This window comes from Bacillus sp. SG-1 (assembly GCF_000181495.1).
Lineage (GTDB): Bacteria > Bacillota > Bacilli > Bacillales > Bacillaceae_B > Rossellomorea.
The window spans coordinates 1-22,113 of record NZ_ABCF01000047.1; the positions used below are offsets into that span (position 1 = coordinate 1).

The window sequence follows — 22,113 nt, forward strand, 5'->3', positions numbered from 1 at the left end:
ACAGGAAAACATGCGCCTGAAGAAACAGGTGGAAGAATCAAACCGCCGTGCCCCTGCGCAGCAACAAACGGGAACGACAAATTTTGATATTCTTAAAAGGCTGTCTAATTTAGAAAAGCATGTTTTCGGAAGCAAACTGTACGATTGATCCTGGAATATAATACCACTTGTACTATCATGAATACTTCTGTATAATTACTTCTTGGATATACTAATAATAACATTCAGGTAATCGCTGCAACGTTTGTTGTAGAGGAAAGTCCATGCTCGCACGGTGCTGAGATGCCCGTAGTGTTCGTGCCTAGCCAATTCATAAGCTAGGGCAGTCTGCTTCTGCAGATTGACGGCAGGGAAAACACCTAAGTCCTATGGATATGGTGTGAATACCTTGAAAGTGCCACAGTGACGGAGTCTTGCAAGAAATTGCAAGAGTGGAACGAGGTAAACCCCACGAGCGAGAAACCCAAAATAAGGTAGGGGCACCTTCTTTGAGGAACTCAACGAGAAGAAGGACGAAACAGTTGTTTCGTAGATAGATGATTGCCGCCGGAGTACGAGATGACCCATCGCTTGCAGTACGAAGGAACAAAACATGGCTTACAGAATGTTATTATGGGGATTAAATATACTGATTTCAACAATGCTCTCCTTTTATAAGGGGAGCTTTTATCATTTAGGAAACTTTCATAGTGTTTCTGTTGCTTAAAGTTATCTTCAATGGTTACACTTAGAAATGTAATAATAAAAATACATATCAACTGAACTAAGTTAAGCTGTGTGTACAGTCTGAAAAGATATTGGAAAAGTTAGGGTGAAATTGATGAGATTTAAATTAATAGCGACTGCGGCGATGGGGCTTGAAGCTCTGGTTGCCAAAGAGGTGCGAGATCTGGGATATGAATGTGAAGTGGAGAATGGAAAGGTCATCTTTGAAGGAGATGAAAAAGCAATCGCACGCGCAAACATGTGGCTGCGGACTGCAGACCGTGTGAAGATCCTTGTTGGAGAATTCAAAGCGTATTCATTTGACGAATTATTCGAGAAGACAAAGGCCCTTCCATGGGAAGATTATCTGCCGGTGGATGCCCAGTTCCCTGTACAAGGGAAATCGGTGAAATCCAAATTATACAGCGTTCCCGACTGTCAAGCCATAGTGAAAAAAGCCATAGTGAACAAGCTGCAAGCGGCCTATCACCGCACAAGCTGGCTTGAAGAAAGTGGAGCGGTATTCAAATTGGAGGTTGCCATCCATAAGGATACAGCTTCCCTGACCATCGATACAAGCGGGCAAGGACTGCACAAAAGAGGTTATCGAATCGGGCAGGGAGAGGCTCCATTAAAAGAAACACTTGCTGCTGCATTGATACAGTTAACTACTTGGAACCCCGACAGGCCATTTGCCGATCCGTTCTGCGGTTCCGGTACTATTCCGATTGAAGCGGCATTGATTGGGCAAAACATCGCGCCCGGCTTTAACAGGGAATTCCTTTCTGAAGAGTGGCCGTGGATGTCTGAGAAAATTTGGGATGAAGTCCGTATGGAAGCGGAAGATGTCGCCAATTATGATCAGCCTCTTGAAATCATGGGAACAGACATCGATCATCGGATGGTAGAGGTAGCAAAAAGCAATGCTTTTGAAGCAGGGCTCGGTGAGCTTATTCAATTCAAACAAATGCAGGTGAAGGATTTCCATAGTGACAAAAGCTATGGGGTGATCGTCGGAAACCCTCCGTATGGTGAGAGGATCGGCGAAAGAAAAGAAGTGGAACAGATGTATAAAGCGATGGGAGAATCCTTTGAAAAAATGGACACGTGGTCAAAGTATATTATGACCTCCCATGAAGGTTTTGAAGAGTTCTACGGCAAAAAAGCGACGAAGAAAAGAAAGCTTTTCAATGGATTCATCAGGACGGATTACTATCAGTATTGGGGACCAAGACCTCCTAGAAAAGATAGCTAAGAAATAGCAGTGTTTTTATCCGGCTATCCCATTCTGACTATTTTTATAAGTCTGCAAGTTGTTCCATGGATTGGAGATCTTTGACAGAGGTCATAACCGGCGGTGTATCTGCGTATAATACTCAATATATAGAATTGAGGAGTGAAACGCAGTGGAAAGGTCGTCTATAGACTTTAATCGTATTTCGAAAGCATTACAGTCTACCATCGATTTAATAGAAGAGGAAGAAATGAAGATGGACAGTGAGATTATGGGTGGGTTGATGGAAGCCAGGGAAGACCTGACGAATGCCCTTGCCTATGAACTTTTTTACAGCAATCCCCGAAATCTGTCTTAGCAGTAGGCAGGTTTCGAATGGAGTGTTGCTTTCGGAAAAATCCCAAGTACCGGATTTTTCCCTGGTTACAAGGTTATTTCTCTTTGAAAAGGGAGAGCAGCACTTTTCTTTAATGCTTATAGGATATTTCGAGTGAATGATGCTGAGTATTCTGAGATTCTAAAAGCAGAAATGTTTGAGGAAAGAGCCTGTATATATTGTTGCTCTCGGAAAAATCCAAAAAGCCGGATTTTTCCCTTGGAGACAAGGGCTTTATTCTCTGAACAAGCTGAATTATCTCTTTTCTTCTTTTTTATCAGCTATTTCTGGTTAATTAAGTAAGTATTTTTTATAGTGAATAGCAACAAAGTTTACGAAAAGAGCCTAGTGAAAAGAAAACGCAAGCAGCCCATGCTTGCGTTTTCTAATGTGAAAGTATAGAATTATTTCTTTGTGATTTGTTTTTTGTAATTATACATTTACTAGCTTTGCTGCTATAAATAGATTCATTTATGAGAGTTGGAGGAAGTTATGAGAGGAAAAATACCATTTGCATTATCCAGGGAGCAATCATTTTATGAAGGGCTCGGCGACTGGATTGGAGACGTCTTCTATGACATTCTCCCGGACAAAGGTTTTGAGCTGCGTGATGAACAGGTTTATATGGCATTTCAGGTGTTGAAAGCCTATAAAGAAAAAAAAGTAATGTTTGCAGAAGCGGGAGTAGGCACAGGCAAAACATTGGTCTATTTACTATACGCATTGGCGTATGCCAGGTATACCGGAAAACCTGCAATCATCGCGTGCGCAGATGAAACGTTGATTGAACAAATCGTCAAAAAAGAAGGCGATATCAGAAAAATAGAACAAGCCTTGAATCTTGAAGTGGATGTCAGACTGGCTAAATCGAGAGAACAATATCTGTGCTTGCAGAAACTTGACTCTGAAATATTGGAAGACGATAAATTCATGGATGTTCATAGTACCCTGCCGGAATTTGTCCATGGAACATCGTCAATGACTAAGTATCATCGATATGGTGACAGAAAAGAGTATAGTCAGTTGACGGATCAAGAATGGGAGAGAGTTGGCTGGGATAACCTGCAGGATTGCATGTCTTGTTCACAGCGTCATCGATGCGGACAAACCCTTAACAGGGATTATTACCGTGAAGCAGCTGATTTGATTGTATGTTCTCATGATTTTTACATGGAACATATCTGGACGAAAGAATCGCGTGTTAGGGAAGGGCAGCTTCCACTGCTTCCCCAAGCCAGCTCTGTCATTTTTGATGAGGGGCATTTGCTTGAATTTGCCTCTCAAAAGGCACTGACCTACAGAATTAAAAAAGAAACTCTCGAGAGCCTTCTGGAAAAGATGACAGCGAGTGACATGCGTGAAAATACAATGTACCTCATTGAGGACATCATTGCCCAAAATGAAAAGTGGTTTCATGAATTAAATCAGGCATCTGTAAAAGAAAAAAATGCTTTCCGCCTTCATGTGAATAAGACGGAGGCGGTAAAAACAGAAGGCCGCAAGCTCGTGGATTTGATAGAAAAGCTGACCGAAGAACTGGTTTTCGAGTCTGAAATGTATGTGATGGATGAATATCTATTGAAGGTTATAGAAGAGTATCTTGAGCAGATTCTATACTCATTAAAACTGTTTTTAGAGGAAAGCAAAGGGATAAACTGGCTGGAAATCAATAAAGGTAATGAGACACTTGTGATCATGCCAAGGTTAGTGGAGGAAATACTCCGCCAGAAGGTCTTTAGTCAAAAAATCCCGTTCATCTTCTCTTCAGCTACTTTGTCCAACAACAAAGATTTCTCTTATTTGGCTAAAAGCTTGGGGATTGACCAGTATGAATCTTTTACCGTGGAGTCACCATTTGACTATGAAGAAAAAATGCTTATGGACCTACCTGGCTTTTCTTCTAATGAGCCAGTCGAAAAGTCGTTGTACAGTTTGGAAAAGATTAAAGAAAATGATGGGAAGACCCTACTCCTGTTTTCATCAAAAGGAGAGCTCGAAGCCTTTAAGAATTACCTCCAAGATAAAAATCTGCCCTATCCGGTTTATTTTGAAGGAGATGAAGAAATCAGTTTAACGGTTGAACGGTTCCAAAATGAAGTGAACAGTGTACTGTGTTCCTATCATTTATGGGAAGGGCTTGATATACCAGGAGAGTCGCTGTCTCAGGTATTGATTTATTCCCTGCCGTTCCCGCCGAAAGATCCGGTATTTGATGCAAAGCGAAACCATGCAGACCGCCCTTTTGAAGAAGTCGATTTACCATATATGCTCCTGCGCCTCAAACAAGGAATCGGACGCTTGATCAGAACCTCCGAAGACGAGGGAAAGGTTTCAATTATGCTGAAAGAAAGTGAAAAGTACTTGCTGCCGAAAATCAAGGCTGTACTTCCTTATTAATGTCAGGGATGAAAAAGTGGAAAATACTCTAATGTATTTTCCGCTTTTTTCTGGCTTTTGGATGGGATGATTACTAACAAGGTTTCTTAGATTGAAGGTGAAAAAGGAGGCTGAATATCCCCTTCATTAGTGTTTTAACAAGTTTTTTTCAGAAAAATATGATAAAATTGCAAGGATGCCAGAGATTAGGGGGAGTAACATGACAACAGAAATAAAAGAGATTGAAAAAGACTTCTTAGAATATGTGAAAAAGATGTCAGCATACAACGAAGCATTAGGTCTTATCTTTTGGGATTTAAGAACAGGAGCTCCAAAGAATGGAGTTGAACAGCGTTCCGAAGTGATAGGGTTACTGTCTTCTGAAGTATTCGAAATGTCAACGAGTGAAGAAATGGCAGCATACATAGCAAAATTATCTGCACATAAGGAAAACCTGACAGACAAGGTTTTTAAAGTATTGGAAGAGTGTCAAAAAGAATATGACCGGAACAAAAAAATACCGGCTGATGAATATAAGGAATATGTCGTACTGCAATCCAAAGCCGAGAGTGCCTGGGAAGGTGCTAAAGAGGATGATGACTTTGATTCATTCCAGCCATACTTGGAAAAACTGGTTGAATTCAACAAAAAGTTCATTGGCTATTGGGGATATGCCAGCAATAAGTACAATACGCTGCTGGATATGTATGAGCCTGGTGTAACAGTGGAAGTTCTGGACAGAGTTTTTGGAGAATTGCGAGAAAAGATTGTTCCGCTTGTACAGCGAATCAGTGAAAGTAACAGTAAGCCAAACACGGCCTTCATTTTTGAACATTTTCCAAAAGAAAAGCAAAAGGATTTCAGCCTGAAGATTCTTGAACAAATAGGTTATGATTTCAAATCAGGAAGACTGGACGAAACGGTGCATCCATTTGCCATCGGTTTGAATCCTGGAGATGTAAGGGTGACAACGAAATACGATGAAGGTGATTGGAGAACAGCCATTTTCGGAACCATCCATGAAGGCGGTCATGCCTTATACGAGCAGAACATCTCCGGTGAATTGACAGGAACTCCGCTTGCTACCGGGACTTCCATGGGAATACACGAATCTCAGTCCTTATTCTATGAAAACTTTGTGGGCAGAAGTTATTCATTCTGGGAAAAGAATTATTCCCTTCTAAAAGAATTTGGTGAAGGCCAATTTGATGGCATAGAGCTTGATGAATTCTACCGTGCAATCAATGAATCCAAACCATCATTGATTAGGATTGAAGCGGATGAACTAACGTATCCGCTGCATATCATGATCCGTTACGAAATTGAAAAAGGCCTATTTAACGATGAAATTGAAGTGAAAGACCTGCCGCAGATATGGAACGACAAGTATGAGGAATACTTGGGGATCCGACCTGAAACCAACGCAAAAGGTATCCTGCAAGATGTTCATTGGGCTGGAGGCAGCTTTGGTTACTTCCCTTCCTACGCACTTGGTTACATGTATGCGGCACAGTTCAAACAGGCGATGCTTAAAGACCTGCCAAACTATGATGAACTGCTTCAACAAGGCGACCTTGCACCAATCCGCGAATGGATGACAGAGAACATTCACCAATGGGGTAAAATGAAAAAGCCGTTGGAAATCCTGACAGAAGTGACAGGTGAAGGGCTGAATGCGACTCATCTTGTAAACTACCTGACAGAGAAATATTCTGACGTATATAACCTTTCTAAATAAGATTTCAAATAAACCGGCAGCCGCTGATAGGCTGCCGGTTTATTTTTGTGCTGTAGCCATTTATATTAGGGGCCTACCCTCAATATAAAGATAAAGCTTATAAGGTTACGATGATCTGAAAAAATCCCTCTTGAGAAGGAGAAAAAGGGGCAGGTAACGAATAGTGAAGAAACGTGCCCCTACAAGAGGAGAAAAAGGGTTCAAGGTGAGCGAATAGCAAAGAAACGTTTCAGCCTAAAGGGGAGAGATAGGTACAAAAATATGATTATCATAAAAAATAAAGAATTCAGTAAAGGTGAGTTTGCAACTGCACACTTCACCTTATAATACTCCTCCCCTAAAATAAGTTCCTGACACGAAGTCCGGCTTCCAGTCATATTATAGAAGCAACGAGGTCTTGGGGGTTTGGAGATGGAAAAGTATTATTGTGAACAGTGCAGGCGGCTGTTTGAAACTGAGAACAAGTGTGATCGATGTTTATTGTTAACCAAGAAAATCATTATTCACAATCTCTATCAAAATTCTGTTAAGAAAGAAGATTAACAGTATGAAAAGCAATCTCCTCATGAAAATTATCCTTATTATGATAAAATAAGGTAAATATTTTAAAGGGGGAGATTGTAGTGTTTTTGCCATCTTTTGAGCTTAACGGTAAGACAGCAATTGTAACGGGAGCAGGAAGGGGAATTGGACGAGCTATCGCCATCGGTATGGCTGAAGCCGGAGCGGATGTCGCTCTTTTATCCCGAACAGAGGAAGACCTGAAAGAAACAGCTTCACATATCGAGAAGATCGGAAAGAAGGCATACATAGTAACCTCAGATGTGACATCCAGGGAAGAAGTGGCAAGGGCTGTATCGAGTGTAAAGGAACAGGCTGGGACAATTGATATCCTTGTCAATAATGCTGGTATGAACATTCGATCACAAGCTTTGGAGGTCACCGATGAAGAATGGCAGAAAATCATGGATACCAATTTGAAATCTGCCTTCATGATGAGTCAGGAAGTAGGTAAGGTCATGAAAGAGCAGAACAGCGGGAAAATCATTACCATCGCTTCTGTTGCGGGCCATGTAGCATTAAGGACAGGAGTGGTTTACGCTGCTACAAAAGCTGCATTGATCCAGATGACGAAGGTCCTGGCTTTTGAGTGGGGTAAGTATAATATCAATGTAAACAGTATCGGCCCATGGTATTTTAAAACTCCACTGACCGAAAAGCTGTTACAGGACGAGGAATATGTCAATGATATATTGGCAGTCACGCCTCTTAAAAGGGTCGGTGAACTGGAGGAGCTTGTAGGGCCTGCTGTGTTCCTGGCTTCCCCGGCGGGAAATTATGTTACCGGACAAACCCTATTTGTGGATGGCGGCATGACGATTCAAGGATTTTAATAACGGATAAATAACAAAGAGAGAAGGCATGCGAATGGTGATTCGTATGTCTTCTCTCTTTGTCATTGATATTTTTAAGCGAGATCTACCATGATTACAATGATGAATTCTCCTGCATTTTCAACTGTGATTGGCAGCTTTAATGCCCGGTCAAAGCCGGATAATCTGGATTCCCCAACTATGACTGTGGGAGGGGTAATATCCATCGAATGGCCAAGTTCGGCAATCTTTGTTGAGAGGTTCCCGGCTATCATATTGCCAAGTTCACCTGCAAAGGATTCAAGCATTTCTCCTTCAAGCGGCATTCCAAACATGGAAGCACCGAGACCTTGAAAATCCTCAACATCTCCGTCAAAGATGATCTGTCCGCGGATGTCACCGGTAAGTCCGATCAAGACGCCTATCTTATGCGTCCTTAACGGCTCTGCGAGAAGTGTTGGCTGATCGACTTTTACAGGGAGGGGAATGACCGATTTGATAGACTGAATTGTACCATTTAATATATCGGTAACACTTTTTGTTGTAGTAGTCATGTCGAATCCTCCAATATTTTGTCTTTTTTTAGCTTAGCATATAATCCAAGAAAAAAGAACGACGATTTCGAATCTTTGAAAATCGTTCAATTCAGTATTCATTAAGAAAATAAAGTTCTTTTTATGCGATTAATATACAAAAAATTCTTTCCCCCCTTAATATCGACATTAATTGCAATCTGTTTAGATTCTGCCCCAAGAAAAGTGAATGAATTTATAAAGGTTGGAAAAGATATCCTTACTGAGGTAAGGAGAGATTTGCATGCCGAAAATCTTAAACGTGGAAACAGCGATCCCCCCATATTGTATTAAACAGGAGGAAGTGGCATTGTTCGCTGAGAATTTATTCTCGGAGAACTTCCGTGATATTAAACGGCTACTGCCTGTGTTTCAAAACGGAGATATTGAATCGAGGCATTTTGTCCATGACATTGACTGGTTTAAAAAGCCAAGATCGTTTAAGGAAAAAAACGATTCCTTCATTGAAAAGGCAGTAGAACTAGGAACAGAGGCCATTCGCAAATGTGTGGAAAACACTGAATTCGCTACTTACAGTACGATTGATGCTATATTCACCGTATGTACTACCGGTCTTGCAACGCCAAGCATAGAGGCAAGAATCATGAATCACCTGCCTTTCCCGGAGCATGTAAAAAGAATTCCGATTTGGGGCCTCGGCTGTGCAGGAGGAGCGAGTGGATTATCAAGGGCTTATGAATATTGTCTCGCTTTTCCCAAAGCAAATGTACTGGTACTGACTATTGAGCTATGTTCCTTGACCTTTCAACATGGGGACAGATCGAAAAGCAACCTGATCGGGACTTCTTTATTTGCCGATGGGACAGCGTGCACGCTTATTTCCGGAGAAGAAAGTCAGTGTGTTAAAAACGCCAAGAAACCGCTTGCCAAAATCTTCGCAACCCAGTCGACTACCATGAAAAATTCCTTGGATGTCATGGGGTGGGATGTCAAGGATGATGGACTGTTCGTTATATTTTCAAAAGATATCCCGGCTATCATTGAGGATTGGTTTAAGCCAAATGTAGAGAAGCTGTTATACAAACATGATCTATCCTTGAAAGATATTAAGCATTTTATCGCTCATCCAGGGGGGAAAAAAGTCATAGAAGCCTATCGAACATCACTCCAACTGGATGATTCATTACTTGATAGTTCAAGAGGGATTTTGCGGAAATTTGGCAATATGTCTTCCGCCACCATCCAATATGTATTGAAAGATCATTTAAAAAAAGATATACAGACAGGGGATATTGGGATTGCAGCCGCTCTTGGACCCGGGTTCAGTTCTGAACTGTTGTTGATGAGGTGGGAATGATGTTTTATTTATTGTTTACTGTAATTGCAATTCAACGTACCGTCGAACTGTTCATAGCAAGAAGGAATGAAAAATGGATGAAATCAAAGGGGGCCAAGGAGTATGGCCAGAAACATTATAAGTTGATGGTCACCATACATTTGCTTTTCTTTGTTTCCCTTTTAGTGGAGAAAATTTTCGCGCAAAAGCCCCTTAATGAATACTGGATAGGTTTGTTTATTATTTTTCTGATTACACAAGCGGGGAGGGTGTGGGTCATCACCTCACTCGGACGGTATTGGAATACAAAGATCATTGTTCTTCCAGAGGCTGATGTAATTGTAAAAGGACCGTACAAGTACATAAAACATCCCAATTATTTTATTGTGACTGTTGAACTGATTGTTATTCCTCTGATGTTTAATGCCTATTGGACCCTGTTCATCTTCGCTCTTCTTAATCAATTCATCTTATCGATCCGGATTCCTATCGAGGAAAAAGCACTGGCTGAAGCTACTGATTATCAAACAGTGCATAGAGGGAAGAAGCGTTTCTTTCCCACTAACGGAAAGTTTGACTGAAAAATGTTGAAATCTCATTGAAAATGATTATCGTTTTTGGTAAGCTTCTAATTGAGGATGAAAATTATTCTCAAGACATGCAATTAAGGAAGGAGTTTCTGACATGACATGGTTTTTCGTTGCCCTGGCGGCTGCTGTATACGGTTTGTTAATGAAATATGTGTTAAACAATGTATTTGTATCAAAACATAATAATGTAAATGCTTCTCCAGCAAAGTCTGCAGAAAAAGAAACAAGAGACCTGATTCCGGCTTATGACCGATAATCGGCTGCCTTCCAAAAAGGACTGAATGTTCAAGACCTGACTTGAATATTGAGTCCTTTTTTGTATTTATAAAGGCTGTTTTTGTATAGATTGTTGCTTTCGGAAAAATCCCTAGTGCCGGATTTTTCCCCTGGTTACTAGGTTTTTCTCTCTGAACAGGGAGAGTAGCTCTTTTCTTCCTTGCTTACCAGGATATTCGTGTGATTGATGTCTATATTTTTTCGAAATTCATATTAAATAGCAACAAAGTTTAAGAAAAGAGCCTTTATAAAAGGATTTATATATAAGGATTTGGGGCGGCAGGCGTAACACTCATCGTACAAATACTCAAAATAACTAAACACCTTTGTATTTTATGTTCCATTTTCAGTTACTTTCTAATAGGAATGAAGTAAATTATAAGATAAAATAAAAGGGCATAACAGAGACACATTACTTAAAGGTGTAAGGGGAAGGTTATTTTGCAATCGCTATCACATACGAAGACAATTGATGAAAAAATTAAGAAGCTCGCCTCTATAAATGAAACATTGAATGAAAGCGGCCACAAGGAAGCTGCCTTAAAAGCAGAACTGCTGGCACATAAGTTTTGGAAAAACGAATTTATCGCCGGTTTTTGCGGCCACTTTTCGGCCGGGAAGTCCACTATGATCAATGCGTTGGCAGGGGAGGAACTCCTGCCGGCAAGCCCAATCCCAACTTCAGCAAACCTGGTGAAGCTTCATCAGGCAGATTCTGATTTTGCCAAAGTTCATTATCATGACAGGAAATCGGTGATTTTTGACGGAGCCTATGATTTTAACATTGTAAAAAGATACTGTAAGGACGGAGAAAAGGTCCAAAGCATTGAGATAGGGAAGAAGCAGACGAAGCTTCCAGCGGGTGTTACAGTTCTTGACACTCCAGGCGTTGACAGTACAGATGATGCGCACCGGATATCGACGGAATCTGCTCTTCACCTCGCCGATATCGTATTTTACGTCATGGATTATAACCATGTTCAATCACAGTTGAATTTCGAATATACGAGGGAGCTGGCAAATCACGGTGTCCGCCTGTACTTGATTGTCAATCAGATTGATAAGCACAATGATGAAGAATTATCTTTCGAACAATTCAAGCAATCCGTTTCCGATTCTTTTGCTGCCTGGCAGGTGAAACCAGAAAGAATCTTTTTTACCTCACTAAGGGAGCAAGAGAACCCTCACAATGAGTTTGTTGAAGTCAGAGACTTGATCAACAAGCAGTTTCAGCATAAAGATGAATTGCTTCAGAGCTCTTTTGCTGCAGCAGTGAACCGTCTGGTCAGTGAACATCAGCAATGGCTGAAAGAGAACTTAAAGGGACAGAAGGATTTGCTGTCTGTAGTCCTCTCACCGGAAGACATTGAAAACGGAGATGAGTTATTTCAGAAGGAATCAGATTTAAGCAAGAGAATAGAAGAAAACACCTCTAAAGCATATGTGCAAACATTTGATGAAGAAAGAGAAAAAATCCTTGAAAATGCCTATTTAATGCCTTTTGAAACGAGAGAGTCGGCTAAGAAATATCTTGAATCGCTGCAGGATGACTTTAAAGTGGGGATGTTTTTTTCCAAAAAGAAAACGGAAGAAGAACGTCACCAGCGTTTAAAAGATCTTGTAGAGAATCTAAAGGGTAATGTTGAATCCCAACTGGAGTGGCATCTCAAAGGGCTTGGCAGTCTAGTGATGAAGCGGGCAGGTTTTCATGATGAAGACCTGATGGCCAAATCTGAAGGACTTACGATTGAAGTGAAAGAATCTGACCTTCAGGAAACCGTGAAATCCGGGGCCAGAGTGACAGGTGAATATGTTCTTAATTATTGTGACGAGCTCGCTGGACGTTTGAAAAGAAAGGCTCGCAGGGAAACCGAGAGTCTTAAAGAACGGCTGATTGAACTTGTTGATTCAGAAAAAAGTGAAGAAAACGAAACCTTAAAAGAAGAACATAAATTGATTAAGAAGAAAACGGACGCCCTTAAACAGCTTGAATTTTTTAGAGAAGACGTAGAAATAAAAGTAAATAACCTACAGAGTATTGTAGAAGGAACAGTGAATGTAAATTCGGAAGAAACAGTCAAGGACTGGGAAGACGAATGGGAAAAAAGCGAGAAAAATTACAGTATATATACGAAAGAAATTGACCAGGAGGAAACTGCAGAGAGTTACAGGGGGATGACAGAAACAGACATAGAAGAAGATTCAGAAGAAGCTAATACTCAAGGTCCGGCTCTGGAACCATTGATTAAGCGATTGAATGAAATGTCAGCAGACTACGAAGGCATCAACGGGTTAAATCAGACAGCGAAAATCTTGAAAAGAAAAGCAGAGCGGCTCAAGGACCAACAGTTTACCATTGCATTATTTGGTGCATTCAGTGCAGGGAAATCCTCATTTGCCAATGCCCTTTTGGGTAGCAAGGTCCTGCCTGTAAGTCCAAATCCGACTACAGCGTCCATTAATAGAATCAGACCGCCAATGGATGGGCATGAACATGGAACGGCCCAAGTATTCCTGAAGAATGAACATCAGATGCTGATAGATGTCCAGGATTCCATGAAAGTTTTCCAAGATGGAGCCGATTCTCTGAAAGAGGCAGCAGAGCGGATCCCTGGTTTATTAAGAAAAAATGACGGAGAAGGAAAGGAAAAAGTCCATCTTTCATTTCTTGCTGCATTCTTAAAAGGGTACGAACAATATCATTCAAAGCTTGGAGAAGTGTTGATGGTTGACCTGGAAGAGTTTAAAGGATTTGTAGCCAACGAAAGTCAGTCATGTTTCGTGGAGTCAATAGACCTTTTCTATGACTCCCCAATCACGAGACAGGGAATAACCCTGGTTGACACTCCAGGTGCGGATTCAATCAACGCAAGGCATACAGGCGTCGCTTTTCAATACATTAAAAACTCTGATGCGATTTTGTTTGTAACGTATTACAATCATGCATTTGCAAAAGCCGACCGTGAATTTTTAATTCAACTTGGAAGGGTCAAGGATGCCTTTGAAATGGATAAAATGTTCTTCATTGTCAATGCGGTTGACTTGGCTAAGGATGAAGAAGAACAACAGGATGTCATCCAATATGTAAAAGGACAGCTTGTTGAATATGGGATCCGTTTTCCGAGAATTTTCGGCGTTTCTTCCAAACTGGCGATGGAAACGAATAGGATAGCAGAATCGGGTATTGAATCGTTCAAAAAGGAATTCGACCAATTCATTGACGGTGAGTTGAAATTGATGGCCGCCCAATCCGCTGAAGCAGAGTGGGAGAGAGGCCTGAACCGCCTGAAAACACTTATTGAAAACTCTTCAATGGATGAAAGGAGTCGTGAATCCAAAAAAGAGGAACTGCTCCTGTTAAGAAGAAAAGTTCAGGAACTCCTTAATAGTGAAGCTCCTGAGAGTATCAAAATGCGTGTGTCTCAAGAAATAAAAGAGCTGATCCATTATGTGAAACAAAGAGTGTTTCTGCGTTTCTCTGACTTTTTCAAAGAGGCATTTCACCCTGCTGTTTTCTCACAGCACTCATCGTCAAAAGCAGCATTGAATGCAGCCTTGGAAGAACTGCTGGAATCAACTGGATTTGATTTTGCTCAGGAAATGCGAGCGACAACCCTTAGAGTTGAAAAATTTGCAGGCAAACAGTTGTCTTCCCAATTTGAACTCTATACTGAAAAGATTGAAAAAATGGAAGGGAACCTGGTCTTCTCTCCATACGAAACTGGTGAGCCTGCTGAATTAGAATTTTCGAAGGCATTTTCGGAAATAGAGAGAGAGCGTTTCCAGCCTGCAGTGAAAATCTTTAAAAATCAAAAGGACTTTTTTGAGAATAATGGCAAGAAAAAAGTGATGGAACAGCTAAGTGAAGACCTTCAGGATCCAGCAGACCAATACCTGGACCTTTCCAAAAAGGTAATTATCGAATGGGCGGTTGAGTTTCTCAAGGAAGAACATAGCAGGATGACAAAAGATTTGCTTGCACAATCCGAAGAACAAATCGACTCATGGCTGCATGCACTTCAATCGAGCGATGACCTCGAGAGATGGAAAGAAGTATATAGGAGGCTCTCTGCTGCCAGATAAAAGATGGAACGGGAGGGGAAAATGAAGAATCGTTACCATGCATGTGCAACCTGCGAGCACTTTTCAGCGGAGAGAATTGACGGGGAAATGTCTTATCAATGCAAAAGGCTTGGCTATCAAACCAAGCCTGACTATCAATTCAATTGCTGGAATCCCAAAGAACATATCAGGAAGCTGATGAAGAAGGAGGGGGACAAAGATAATGGAGGCTATTAAAGAAATTTCATGGCTTGAATCCAAATACCTTGATGAAAAGGTCAGAGTCATTGACTGCCGTTTTAAACTAGGGGAACCCAACTACGGAAAACAGCTTTACAATGAAAATCATATTCCGGGAGCAGTGTACTTTCATCTTGAAGAGGACTTATCCGGGAAAATGAAAAAACATGGTGGACGGCACCCGCTTCCAGAAGTAGAGGATTTTGCTAATAAACTTGAAAAGTCAGGAATCGAAAACGATACAACCGTTGTAGTCTATGATGGCGGAGAGGGAGCGTTTGCAGCACGCTGCTGGTGGATCTTAAAATACATTGGCCATAAACAAGTGTATATTCTGAATGAGGGCTATCAGGGTTGGAAGGAACGTGGCTTGCCTGTAAGTAGTGAAGTCGTTGATTTCAACGCAGGAGAGTATCATCCTGAAGTTCAAGGTGACATGATTGCGACAGTGGAGGATGTAAGAAAAATTTCACGTAAGGAAACGGAAGGCATTCTAATTGATTCCAGGGCAAGGAAACGTTACCTGGGAATGGTCGAGCCAATTGACAAAATCCCAGGCCATATTCCCGGTGCTGTTAACCATGAATGGACAGATGCCGTAAAAGATGGCAGCTTCCTTTCAAAAAAAGAACACGAGAAAAGATGGAATGGACTGGATACGAAATTGCCCATTATCGTTTATTGCGGGTCTGGTGTGACGGCCACGCCTAATATTCTTTCACTATGGGCTGCGGGCTGTAGAAACGCTAAGCTATATCCAGGCAGCTATAGTGATTGGATCTCCTATGAGGGGCATGAAGTGGAAGCAAAAAACGAAAATGACTAGAACCAAACCTGGTTCCTTAGGGATCAGGTTTTTTAGTAGTTCAAAGTGTTTTAACTTGTGCGCTTTCATCGGGATCAAGGAGAAAATACTCAGCGGTCGATAGAACAAGCAAAGTCGTTGATAGAATTTTCTATACTCGATAGGAATAGTCAGCTCGTTGATAGACAAAGATCCCATACACTCCTAAGAATTTCAAAAAAAATTAGTACAGAACTATGTTATAATACTTAGGTGAACAAAGGAGTGGTGAATGTGGAAAAACAAAATAATCATCTATTATTGATAGATGGAATGGCTTTATTGTTTCGTTCTTTTTTTGCGACAGCCGTTTCAGGACAGTTTATGATAAATTCAAAAGGACAGCCGACAAATGGTGTGCAAGGTTTTATGAAACATCTATTGATGGCTGTTGAACATATCAATCCTACGCATACAGCAGTGTGCTGGGATATGGGAAGCTCGACTTTCCGCAATGAAATTTATTCCGATTACAAAGCAAACCGAAATGCACCTCCAGTAGAGTTGATCCCGCAGTTTGACCTTGCGAAGGAAGTAGCTGAAGGGTTTGCACTATATAATCTTGGCATGGCCGGCTTTGAAGCTGATGACTGCATCGGGACCATTGCAAAAAGTGCGCCGAAAGACACTAAAGTATCCATTTTGAGCGGCGACCAGGACTTGCTCCAGCTATTGGACGATAATATTGATGTTGTACTTCTGAAAAAGGGCTTTGGTAATTATTTAACATACTCTAAAGATTTCTTCATGGAAGAAAAAGGATTGACTCCGGAACAATTTATCGATGTGAAGGCATTAATGGGCGACACAAGCGATGGATACCCAGGTGTGAAAGGCATCGGTGAAAAAACCGCCGTCAAACTGATCCAGGAACATCTGCATATTCAGGGGATTTTGGACAGCCTGCATCTTCTTACACCTTCTCAAAGAAAGAAAATCGAATCTGATTTGGATATGCTTCATCTATCCCGTCAGCTTGCCGAAATTAAATGTGATGTGCCGCTTGAATTTAATATGGAAGCAGCCAGATGGGGAGCGATTGAGCCGGATGCCTTTTCATTGATAGAGGATTTGGAATTGAAAGCATTGAGAAGATTCCTGATTGGAAAAGATCATTTACTCAGCCAGCATGCTTAATATTTTATTTAATAAGGGACTTATCCATGGCAATTTTGCTCCTGGGTAAGTCCCTTTTTTATGGGGATCAAAGCTTATATTTTGGTGTTGGACCTTTTGGCTCTGTCCTCCAGTTTTGATTTTGGATCGGGAGTCGCTGTTCCATCTTGTGCGAATCCCTGTGGGTTTACTGCGTTTGCTTTCGTTCCTCGGTTTTTGCTGTGTTTTTTGCTCATCTCGTCACCTCCAATTTTATTTTCACCATCCCCAGTGTTTTTAATGTAAATAAATCAATTGGATACACTAATTATTGCGACCAATTAATTTATGATGGAAAACATTCAGGGGGTGAAAAGAAGATGAATAGAGGAGTTGTGACGGCGCTGTTGAGCATATTTGCAGCTCAAGCACTTAAGATTCCTTTGCACTTTTTAAAAACAGGAAAGTGGAAGCCAATGCTTTTCTTCCAGACTGGGGGAATGCCGAGTTCCCACTCCGCAGGTGTTTCATCACTGACAACATTCATTGCGCTGAAAAGGGGATTTTCAACGATTGATTTTGCCCTTTCCTTCATCTTTGGCCTGATTGTCATGTATGATGCACAGGGGATTCGCCGCCAAACGGGAGAACTCACACTAAAAGTGAATTCACTTGATGAACTGGTCCGGAAGGCGCATGAAGAAGAATCCATTCCTTTTGAAGAAAAGCCAAAAAGACTCAAAGAAATGCTTGGACACCAACCAGCAGAAGTAATAGGAGGCGCCATCTTCGGTGCCCTCATAGGCGGGATCAGCTTCCTCCTGGGAAAAAAAGATAGGCAAAAAAGAAGATTTTTTGTAAGATAGAATCAAAAGCGGAGATGCCCCGTTCAGCGGCGTACAAACTCTACCGCCTTCGCATGAGATAAAGGAATCACGAAGAGTGAAAGCGATTCGATGATGACTTATCGTAAGGAGAAGGAGGGGAGTTTGCTAGCCGTTGGGGCATTGGAGCTAGACGGAACAAAAGCGGAGGCGGCCCGTTCAGCGGCGTACATATAAGAGGGTTCCCGCACGAGATATAGGAACCAAAAAGATTAAAATAGACTACCATTAAGTATCAACTTTTTACTACAGGGTGAGGGAAATCGTGAAGTATAACAAACAAACAACTGAAGACTTTCTTATTCATTTAGAGAACAAAGGTTTCAAATTCGGAGAAGATGCTATAGGCTTCATTTATTTTGGCAAGAGGTCGGTCAATGCCTCTGATGAAATCGTAAATACAGCAATAGAGATTACTTTAAAGGCACAAAAAAGGTTTGATAACAGTTTCTATATGTCACTATTGGAGACATTGCATTCCAATAACATCAAAACAAGACAAGCCGCATGGAGTTATGCTGAAAGCCTTGAATTGCTGGCTTGATTTGAAAATATAAGAGCTTAAGCCCAAAGGGAAATGGGCCTTGAGTAACGTTTCTTTAGAAATGGCCTAAAGGACAAAAGCAGTGAGTATATGGTCTAAAAGTGCCTATAAAGATTCGCTAAAGACCAAAACGGGTGAAATTCCAGTGTGAAAGTGTCTTTAGAGACGTTCTAAAGACCAAAACGAGTGAAATTCCAGTGTAAAAGTGTCTTTAGAGACGTTCTAAAGACCAAAACGAATGAAATTCCAGGTGAAAAGTGTCTTTAGAGACGTTCTAAAGACCAAAACGAATGAAATTCCAGGTGAAAAGTGTCTTTAGAGACGTTCTAAAGACCAAAACGAGTGAAATTTCAGAGTAAAAGTCTCTTTAGAGACGTTCTAAAGACTCAAACGGGTGAAATTCCAGGTGAAAAGTGCCTTTAGAGAGTCGCTAAAGACTAAACGAATGAAATTCCTGTGTGAAAGTTTCTGTAGCTCAGCCCTACTATCGGTCATAAGCAAGAAGTGGCGCAATAAAGCCCTTCAAAACTTCTCATAGTGTTAGCAAAAAGCAAAGACAATCAAAACCTGATTGTCTTTGCTTTTTGTTAGTTAGCTGAGGAGTGCTTATTAAGTATCAATTTAAATAGCTGCGGTAATTCCGTCATGAGCATTCCGACAAAGATGAAAAGGCAGCCTGTAATGGCAAGGGATGTGAGCTCTTCGCCGATCCACATGTAAGAAAAAAGAGCGGCGAATACTGGTTCCATTGTCAGGATAACGGCAACCCTTGCTGGAGTTGTGTACTTTTGTGCTGCTGTCTGGATTAAATAAGCAGCAGATGTGGCCAGCAATGCCGTTACTAGCAATGCGGAAATGACCTCAGTTTGAAATAATATTGAAGGTGCCAGAGCGCTTTGCCAATCTTCAAATAGCAGTGTGGATACGAATGATAGTGCCGCCACTGTCAGTATTTGGACAATCGTTAGGTGCAATGCGGATGTGACTTTTGTATATTTGTCAGTAAAGATGATATGGAAAGCAAATCCGAATGCGCAGATCATAACGAGCAAATCACCGAAATTAACGGCCTGTGTATGGCCTGCCGCTAATAAAAAAAGCCCCAGTGCTGCTGATAAAGCTCCTGCTACCGAGGCAGCCAACGGCTTTTGCTTCATAATCAAAAGCGCCAAAAAAGGAACAAGGACAACGCTCAATCCCGTTATAAATCCTGCTTTTGCAGGGGTGGTATATAGAAGCCCGAATGTCTGAAAAGCATATCCAAGGAAGAGGAAAGAACCCAAAAATATACCTGGCAATAGACTGTTGCTGCTGATTCGGATTCTGCCTTTCTCTTTTAATAGCAAAAGAGCGAGCAGGGAAACTCCGCCAAGAAAGAACCTTACCGCATTAAAAGCAAAGGGCGGCATGAATGAGATTGCATTTTGGATAATGACAAAAGTGGCTCCCCAAACAAGTGCCACCGTAAGAAGTGATAAATCGGCTGCCCATCTTTTGTTATTCATCTTGGGCCTCATTCATATGGACCGCTTTTCTGGCAAGTTCATCCGCTCTTTTATTTTCTTTACTCGGAATCCATTTAATGAAAAACAGATCAAATTCTTTTGAAAGGAAAAGTATTTCTTCTAAAAGATGCTTATATTTCTTGTTGCGCGCGTATTCTTTTTCAACTGCATTGACGACGGCCTGCGAATCGCTTCTGAACGAGAGGACGTTGAAATGTTTCTCCTTACAGATTTGCAAGGCTTTGATACATGCAAGATATTCTGCCTCATGGTTTTCTTTTATCCCCAGGGGAATGGAATAAGAGTGGTTCTCCCCGCTGTTTTTAATATATATCCCTGCACCGCTGGGACCAGGATCACCCGCGCTTGCACCGTCTATGTATACTTCAACCATTTTTTTCACCTCAGAAAATTAAACTAATTATAAGTCTAATCAGAAAAAAGAAAAACATCAATTTTTAAAATTGATTTTTTAAAAAATCAGGTAATAAAAAAGCTTGAATTGGTCAAGGATGACCGGTTCAAGCAGATATAGCTACTCTTTAACATGCAATCGTTTGGCGATATAACCAAATGGTGTATCCAACAATGCGACGATCCATTTTAGCAGGTAGGTAGTAATGGCAATTTGAACCCATACATCAAATGGAAAAGCTCCAAAAAAGGCAATGGATGTAAAGGCGAGGGTATCGAGTAATTGACTAATCATGGTGCTGCCATTATTGCGGATCCAGAATTTAGAATCTTTCGGGAATTTTTTCTTTAGGAAAGCGAAAATATAGACATCTGCAAACTGACTGACTAAATAGGCAGCAAGGCTTCCGATGGCAATCCGCGGGATCATGCCGAAAATCGTTTCCAGTGATTCTTGTGCAAAATCATCAGGATGGGGCTGGAAAACAAGGGCCATTTGCATGATGACGGTCATAATCAGCAAAGTGAAGAAACCGAGCCAAACCGCTTTCTGTGCTTCTTTCTTTCCATGTTTTTCATTAAGGATATCGGTCACGAGAAAGGCGGTCCCGTACATGGCATTCCCAAGTGTCGCAGTCAGGCCGAATATTTCAATGGTTTTGATCACTTGTAAATTGGCTAATATAGTGGAGACGCCTATCCAGACGAACAAACCTGTTTTGCCGAAAATTCTGTACATCGCCAGAAGCAGGATGAAATTGACTAGAACAAAAATAAGTCCAAACCATTCATTGAACATTTTACTGCCTCCCTGAAAATATGGTGAGTTAATGCATATACTAATTACAATCTCTTATATTCTTTACCGAATCTAAGCCTTATACGCTGAAATAAAATAAATGACCTTGTACATTATACATAGTAAGAAGTAAATCGGAAAACAGAGACAAGTGAAAGGAGAGGGTAACGATGAAAATGAAAGTGATCTGGACTTACAGTGGAAAGATACCGGAGAAAATAAATTTCGAATCAGATTGGATGAACAGGAAATATGTAGATTATCTCATTGAAGATTTAATAAGAACTGGTAGAGCTGGAGAAATCATCATTCGGGATGAAATGGAGAATGAGTGGACCAGAAAAGAGTTCCTCAAGCTGAATGAAGAGCTTGAACAAGAACCAGAGAATATTACTGTCTATTTCGATGGGGGATATGATAAAGAAAATGCACTTGCCGGTCTCGGAATGGTCATATATTATCAAAAAGGCGGAGTAAATTACAGGGTCAGAAAGAATGAAAAGCTTCACGAACTTGAAAATAATAACGAGGCTGAATATGCTGCACTCTATTCGTGTATGCAGTTGTTGGAGGAAATGGGAGTCCACCATGTCCCATGTGTGGTTAAAGGTGATTCTCAAGTTGTGTTGAAACAACTTGAAGGAGAATGGCCTTGCTATGAAGAAACGTTGAATAGCTGGCTGGACCGAATTGAGGAAAAGATGAAAACCCTCGGTATCAAACCTATATATGAGGCGATCAACAGAAAGCAGAATAAGGAAGCAGATCAATTGGCGAACCAAGCTATGCAAGATACAGTCATTCACAGCCATTCGAAATATTGAAATTTGGATATAAGAAAGGTGATGAAATTTTTTGGAGCGAATTCAGGTCATTGGAAAATTGGACGAAATCCTGGGAACCTATTGCGAAGGTTGCTTGTTAAAGGCACACTTCAGAAAGGAATATGGAAAAAACTATGCCCACCGTTTTTGCATTGAAAAATGTACAGTCGGACAGAAGGTTAAAGAATTAGGCAGACACTTAAAGTAGCTTATAAATTATATGTGCAAAAAAAGGAAGCTGGCAATGCCAGCTTCCATTATCATCTATTATAGTGAAAATTATAGTTTAGTTACGTTAGCAGCTTGAGGTCCGCGGTTACCTTCTACGATTTCGAAAGAAACTTCTTGACCTTCTTCTAATGATT

Annotated in this window: 21 protein-coding genes, 1 other RNA gene and 2 pseudogenes; 18 read left to right on the top strand and 6 right to left on the bottom strand. The window is 41.0% G+C overall.

Going from position 1 to position 22,113, the window contains the following annotated elements; genetic code table 11:
• From BSG1_RS14535 to BSG1_RS14560, 7 genes and pseudogenes are all read left to right on the top strand, one after another.
• A pseudogene (locus BSG1_RS14535) lies at nt 1-148 on the top strand (cell division regulator GpsB); the annotation flags it as partial.
• A gap of 72 nt (nt 149-220) precedes the next feature.
• Nucleotides 221-605, top strand: an RNA gene (gene rnpB, locus BSG1_RS20450) — RNase P RNA component class B.
• 215 nt (nt 606-820) lie between these two features.
• Nucleotides 821-1,960 carry a THUMP domain-containing class I SAM-dependent RNA methyltransferase gene (locus BSG1_RS14540; RefSeq protein WP_442852162.1) on the top strand — a complete coding sequence of 380 codons (1,140 nt, stop codon included), beginning with the start codon at nt 821-823 and terminating at the stop codon, nt 1,958-1,960.
• A 151-nt stretch (nt 1,961-2,111) separates the two neighbouring features.
• On the top strand, nt 2,112-2,297 hold the full coding sequence (locus BSG1_RS14545) for a hypothetical protein (protein ID WP_006837861.1): 186 nt from the start codon (nt 2,112-2,114) through the stop codon (nt 2,295-2,297).
• A 510-nt stretch (nt 2,298-2,807) separates the two neighbouring features.
• Nucleotides 2,808-4,712, top strand: a complete 1,905-nt coding sequence (locus tag BSG1_RS14550; protein WP_044022954.1) for an ATP-dependent DNA helicase — start codon at nt 2,808-2,810, stop codon at nt 4,710-4,712.
• Nucleotides 4,713-4,911: 199 nt separating this feature from the next.
• On the top strand, nt 4,912-6,429 hold the full coding sequence (locus BSG1_RS14555; protein WP_006837864.1) for a carboxypeptidase M32: 1,518 nt from the start codon (nt 4,912-4,914) through the stop codon (nt 6,427-6,429).
• A 623-nt stretch (nt 6,430-7,052) separates the two neighbouring features.
• Entirely contained in the window at nt 7,053-7,823 is a 771-nt protein-coding gene (locus BSG1_RS14560) for an SDR family NAD(P)-dependent oxidoreductase (protein WP_006837865.1), read from the top strand.
• Nucleotides 7,824-7,897: 74 nt separating this feature from the next.
• On the opposite strand, the gene BSG1_RS14565 is transcribed toward BSG1_RS14560, so the two are convergent.
• Nucleotides 7,898-8,356, bottom strand: coding sequence for a chemotaxis protein CheX (locus tag BSG1_RS14565; protein WP_006837866.1), 459 nt, complete (start codon nt 8,354-8,356; stop codon nt 7,898-7,900).
• A gap of 262 nt (nt 8,357-8,618) precedes the next feature.
• On the opposite strand from BSG1_RS14565, the gene BSG1_RS14570 reads away from it, so the two are divergent.
• The 7 genes from BSG1_RS14570 (at nt 8,619) to BSG1_RS14595 (ending at nt 16,820) form a co-directional block, all read left to right on the top strand.
• On the top strand, nt 8,619-9,692 hold the full coding sequence (locus tag BSG1_RS14570; RefSeq protein ID WP_006837867.1) for a type III polyketide synthase: 1,074 nt from the start codon (nt 8,619-8,621) through the stop codon (nt 9,690-9,692).
• The gene (locus BSG1_RS14575) at nt 9,689-10,252 is read left to right on the top strand and encodes an isoprenylcysteine carboxyl methyltransferase family protein (RefSeq protein ID WP_006837868.1); all 564 of its coding nucleotides are present in this window, start codon (nt 9,689-9,691) and stop codon (nt 10,250-10,252) included. The genes BSG1_RS14570 and BSG1_RS14575 overlap by 4 nt, the downstream gene beginning before the upstream one ends.
• A 103-nt stretch (nt 10,253-10,355) precedes the next feature.
• Entirely contained in the window at nt 10,356-10,517 is a 162-nt protein-coding gene (locus tag BSG1_RS20930) for a hypothetical protein (RefSeq protein WP_006837870.1), read from the top strand.
• A gap of 461 nt (nt 10,518-10,978) precedes the next feature.
• Nucleotides 10,979-14,620, top strand: a complete 3,642-nt coding sequence (locus BSG1_RS14580; RefSeq protein ID WP_006837871.1) for a dynamin family protein — start codon at nt 10,979-10,981, stop codon at nt 14,618-14,620.
• Nucleotides 14,621-14,641: 21 nt separating this feature from the next.
• Nucleotides 14,642-14,836 (top strand): hypothetical protein, encoded by a 195-nt coding sequence (locus BSG1_RS14585; protein WP_044022959.1) that lies wholly within the window; start codon nt 14,642-14,644, stop codon nt 14,834-14,836.
• Nucleotides 14,823-15,665, top strand: coding sequence for a sulfurtransferase (locus tag BSG1_RS14590; RefSeq protein WP_006837873.1), 843 nt, complete (start codon nt 14,823-14,825; stop codon nt 15,663-15,665). Before BSG1_RS14585 ends, BSG1_RS14590 begins: the two co-directional genes overlap by 14 nt.
• Before the next feature lie 252 nt (nt 15,666-15,917).
• Entirely contained in the window at nt 15,918-16,820 is a 903-nt protein-coding gene (locus tag BSG1_RS14595) for a 5'-3' exonuclease (RefSeq protein WP_044022955.1), read from the top strand.
• A gap of 74 nt (nt 16,821-16,894) precedes the next feature.
• Here the strand turns inward: BSG1_RS14595 and sspL are convergent, their stop codons facing one another.
• Nucleotides 16,895-17,035, bottom strand: coding sequence for a small, acid-soluble spore protein L (sspL, locus tag BSG1_RS14600; RefSeq protein ID WP_006837875.1), 141 nt, complete (start codon nt 17,033-17,035; stop codon nt 16,895-16,897).
• 123 nt (nt 17,036-17,158) lie between these two features.
• Between sspL and BSG1_RS14605 the strand changes: the two genes are divergently transcribed.
• Together BSG1_RS14605 and BSG1_RS14610 are read left to right on the top strand one after the other, a co-directional pair.
• Nucleotides 17,159-17,644, top strand: a complete 486-nt coding sequence (locus tag BSG1_RS14605) for a divergent PAP2 family protein (protein ID WP_006837876.1) — start codon at nt 17,159-17,161, stop codon at nt 17,642-17,644.
• A 283-nt stretch (nt 17,645-17,927) separates the two neighbouring features.
• Nucleotides 17,928-18,206, top strand: coding sequence for a DUF6123 family protein (locus BSG1_RS14610; protein ID WP_044022956.1), 279 nt, complete (start codon nt 17,928-17,930; stop codon nt 18,204-18,206).
• Between the two features lie 587 nt (nt 18,207-18,793).
• On the opposite strand, the gene BSG1_RS14615 is transcribed toward BSG1_RS14610, so the two are convergent.
• From BSG1_RS14615 to BSG1_RS14625, 3 genes are all read right to left on the bottom strand, one after another.
• Nucleotides 18,794-19,711 (bottom strand): DMT family transporter, encoded by a 918-nt coding sequence (locus BSG1_RS14615; RefSeq protein WP_006837879.1) that lies wholly within the window; start codon nt 19,709-19,711, stop codon nt 18,794-18,796.
• Complete coding sequence (locus BSG1_RS14620; RefSeq protein ID WP_044022957.1) at nt 19,704-20,105, bottom strand: reverse transcriptase-like protein; 402 nt, start codon at nt 20,103-20,105, stop codon at nt 19,704-19,706. Before BSG1_RS14620 ends, BSG1_RS14615 begins: the two co-directional genes overlap by 8 nt.
• A gap of 141 nt (nt 20,106-20,246) precedes the next feature.
• Complete coding sequence (locus BSG1_RS14625; RefSeq protein WP_006837881.1) at nt 20,247-20,924, bottom strand: queuosine precursor transporter; 678 nt, start codon at nt 20,922-20,924, stop codon at nt 20,247-20,249.
• Nucleotides 20,925-21,094: 170 nt separating this feature from the next.
• Here BSG1_RS14625 and BSG1_RS14630 point away from each other — a divergent pair, with 170 nt between their 5' ends.
• Complete coding sequence (locus BSG1_RS14630; RefSeq protein ID WP_006837882.1) at nt 21,095-21,748, top strand: reverse transcriptase-like protein; 654 nt, start codon at nt 21,095-21,097, stop codon at nt 21,746-21,748.
• A gap of 31 nt (nt 21,749-21,779) precedes the next feature.
• Nucleotides 21,780-21,956, top strand: coding sequence for a zinc-finger domain-containing protein (locus BSG1_RS20455; RefSeq protein ID WP_006837883.1), 177 nt, complete (start codon nt 21,780-21,782; stop codon nt 21,954-21,956).
• Nucleotides 21,957-22,027: 71 nt separating this feature from the next.
• Here the strand turns inward: BSG1_RS20455 and cspD are convergent.
• Nucleotides 22,028-22,113 (bottom strand): annotated as a pseudogene (cspD, locus tag BSG1_RS20460) (cold-shock protein CspD); the annotation flags it as partial.

What these genes read in the sequence shown, in the direction of transcription:
- BSG1_RS14540 (WP_442852162.1), top strand. Translation starts at nt 821, where the DNA reads ATGAGATTTAAATTAATAGCGACTGCGGCGATGGGGCTTGAAGCTCTG.
- BSG1_RS14550 (WP_044022954.1), top strand. Translation starts at nt 2,808, where the DNA reads ATGAGAGGAAAAATACCATTTGCATTATCCAGGGAGCAATCATTTTAT.
- BSG1_RS14555 (WP_006837864.1), top strand. Translation starts at nt 4,912, where the DNA reads ATGACAACAGAAATAAAAGAGATTGAAAAAGACTTCTTAGAATATGTG.
- BSG1_RS14565 (WP_006837866.1), bottom strand. Translation starts at nt 8,356, where the DNA reads ATGACTACTACAACAAAAAGTGTTACCGATATATTAAATGGTACAATT.
- BSG1_RS14570 (WP_006837867.1), top strand. Translation starts at nt 8,619, where the DNA reads ATGCCGAAAATCTTAAACGTGGAAACAGCGATCCCCCCATATTGTATT.
- BSG1_RS14575 (WP_006837868.1), top strand. Translation starts at nt 9,689, where the DNA reads ATGATGTTTTATTTATTGTTTACTGTAATTGCAATTCAACGTACCGTC.
- BSG1_RS20930 (WP_006837870.1), top strand. Translation starts at nt 10,356, where the DNA reads ATGACATGGTTTTTCGTTGCCCTGGCGGCTGCTGTATACGGTTTGTTA.
- BSG1_RS14585 (WP_044022959.1), top strand. Translation starts at nt 14,642, where the DNA reads ATGAAGAATCGTTACCATGCATGTGCAACCTGCGAGCACTTTTCAGCG.
- BSG1_RS14590 (WP_006837873.1), top strand. Translation starts at nt 14,823, where the DNA reads ATGGAGGCTATTAAAGAAATTTCATGGCTTGAATCCAAATACCTTGAT.
- sspL (WP_006837875.1), bottom strand. Translation starts at nt 17,035, where the DNA reads ATGAGCAAAAAACACAGCAAAAACCGAGGAACGAAAGCAAACGCAGTA.
- BSG1_RS14605 (WP_006837876.1), top strand. Translation starts at nt 17,159, where the DNA reads ATGAATAGAGGAGTTGTGACGGCGCTGTTGAGCATATTTGCAGCTCAA.
- BSG1_RS14615 (WP_006837879.1), bottom strand. Translation starts at nt 19,711, where the DNA reads ATGAATAACAAAAGATGGGCAGCCGATTTATCACTTCTTACGGTGGCA.
- BSG1_RS14620 (WP_044022957.1), bottom strand. Translation starts at nt 20,105, where the DNA reads ATGGTTGAAGTATACATAGACGGTGCAAGCGCGGGTGATCCTGGTCCC.
- BSG1_RS14625 (WP_006837881.1), bottom strand. Translation starts at nt 20,924, where the DNA reads ATGTTCAATGAATGGTTTGGACTTATTTTTGTTCTAGTCAATTTCATC.
- BSG1_RS14630 (WP_006837882.1), top strand. Translation starts at nt 21,095, where the DNA reads ATGAAAATGAAAGTGATCTGGACTTACAGTGGAAAGATACCGGAGAAA.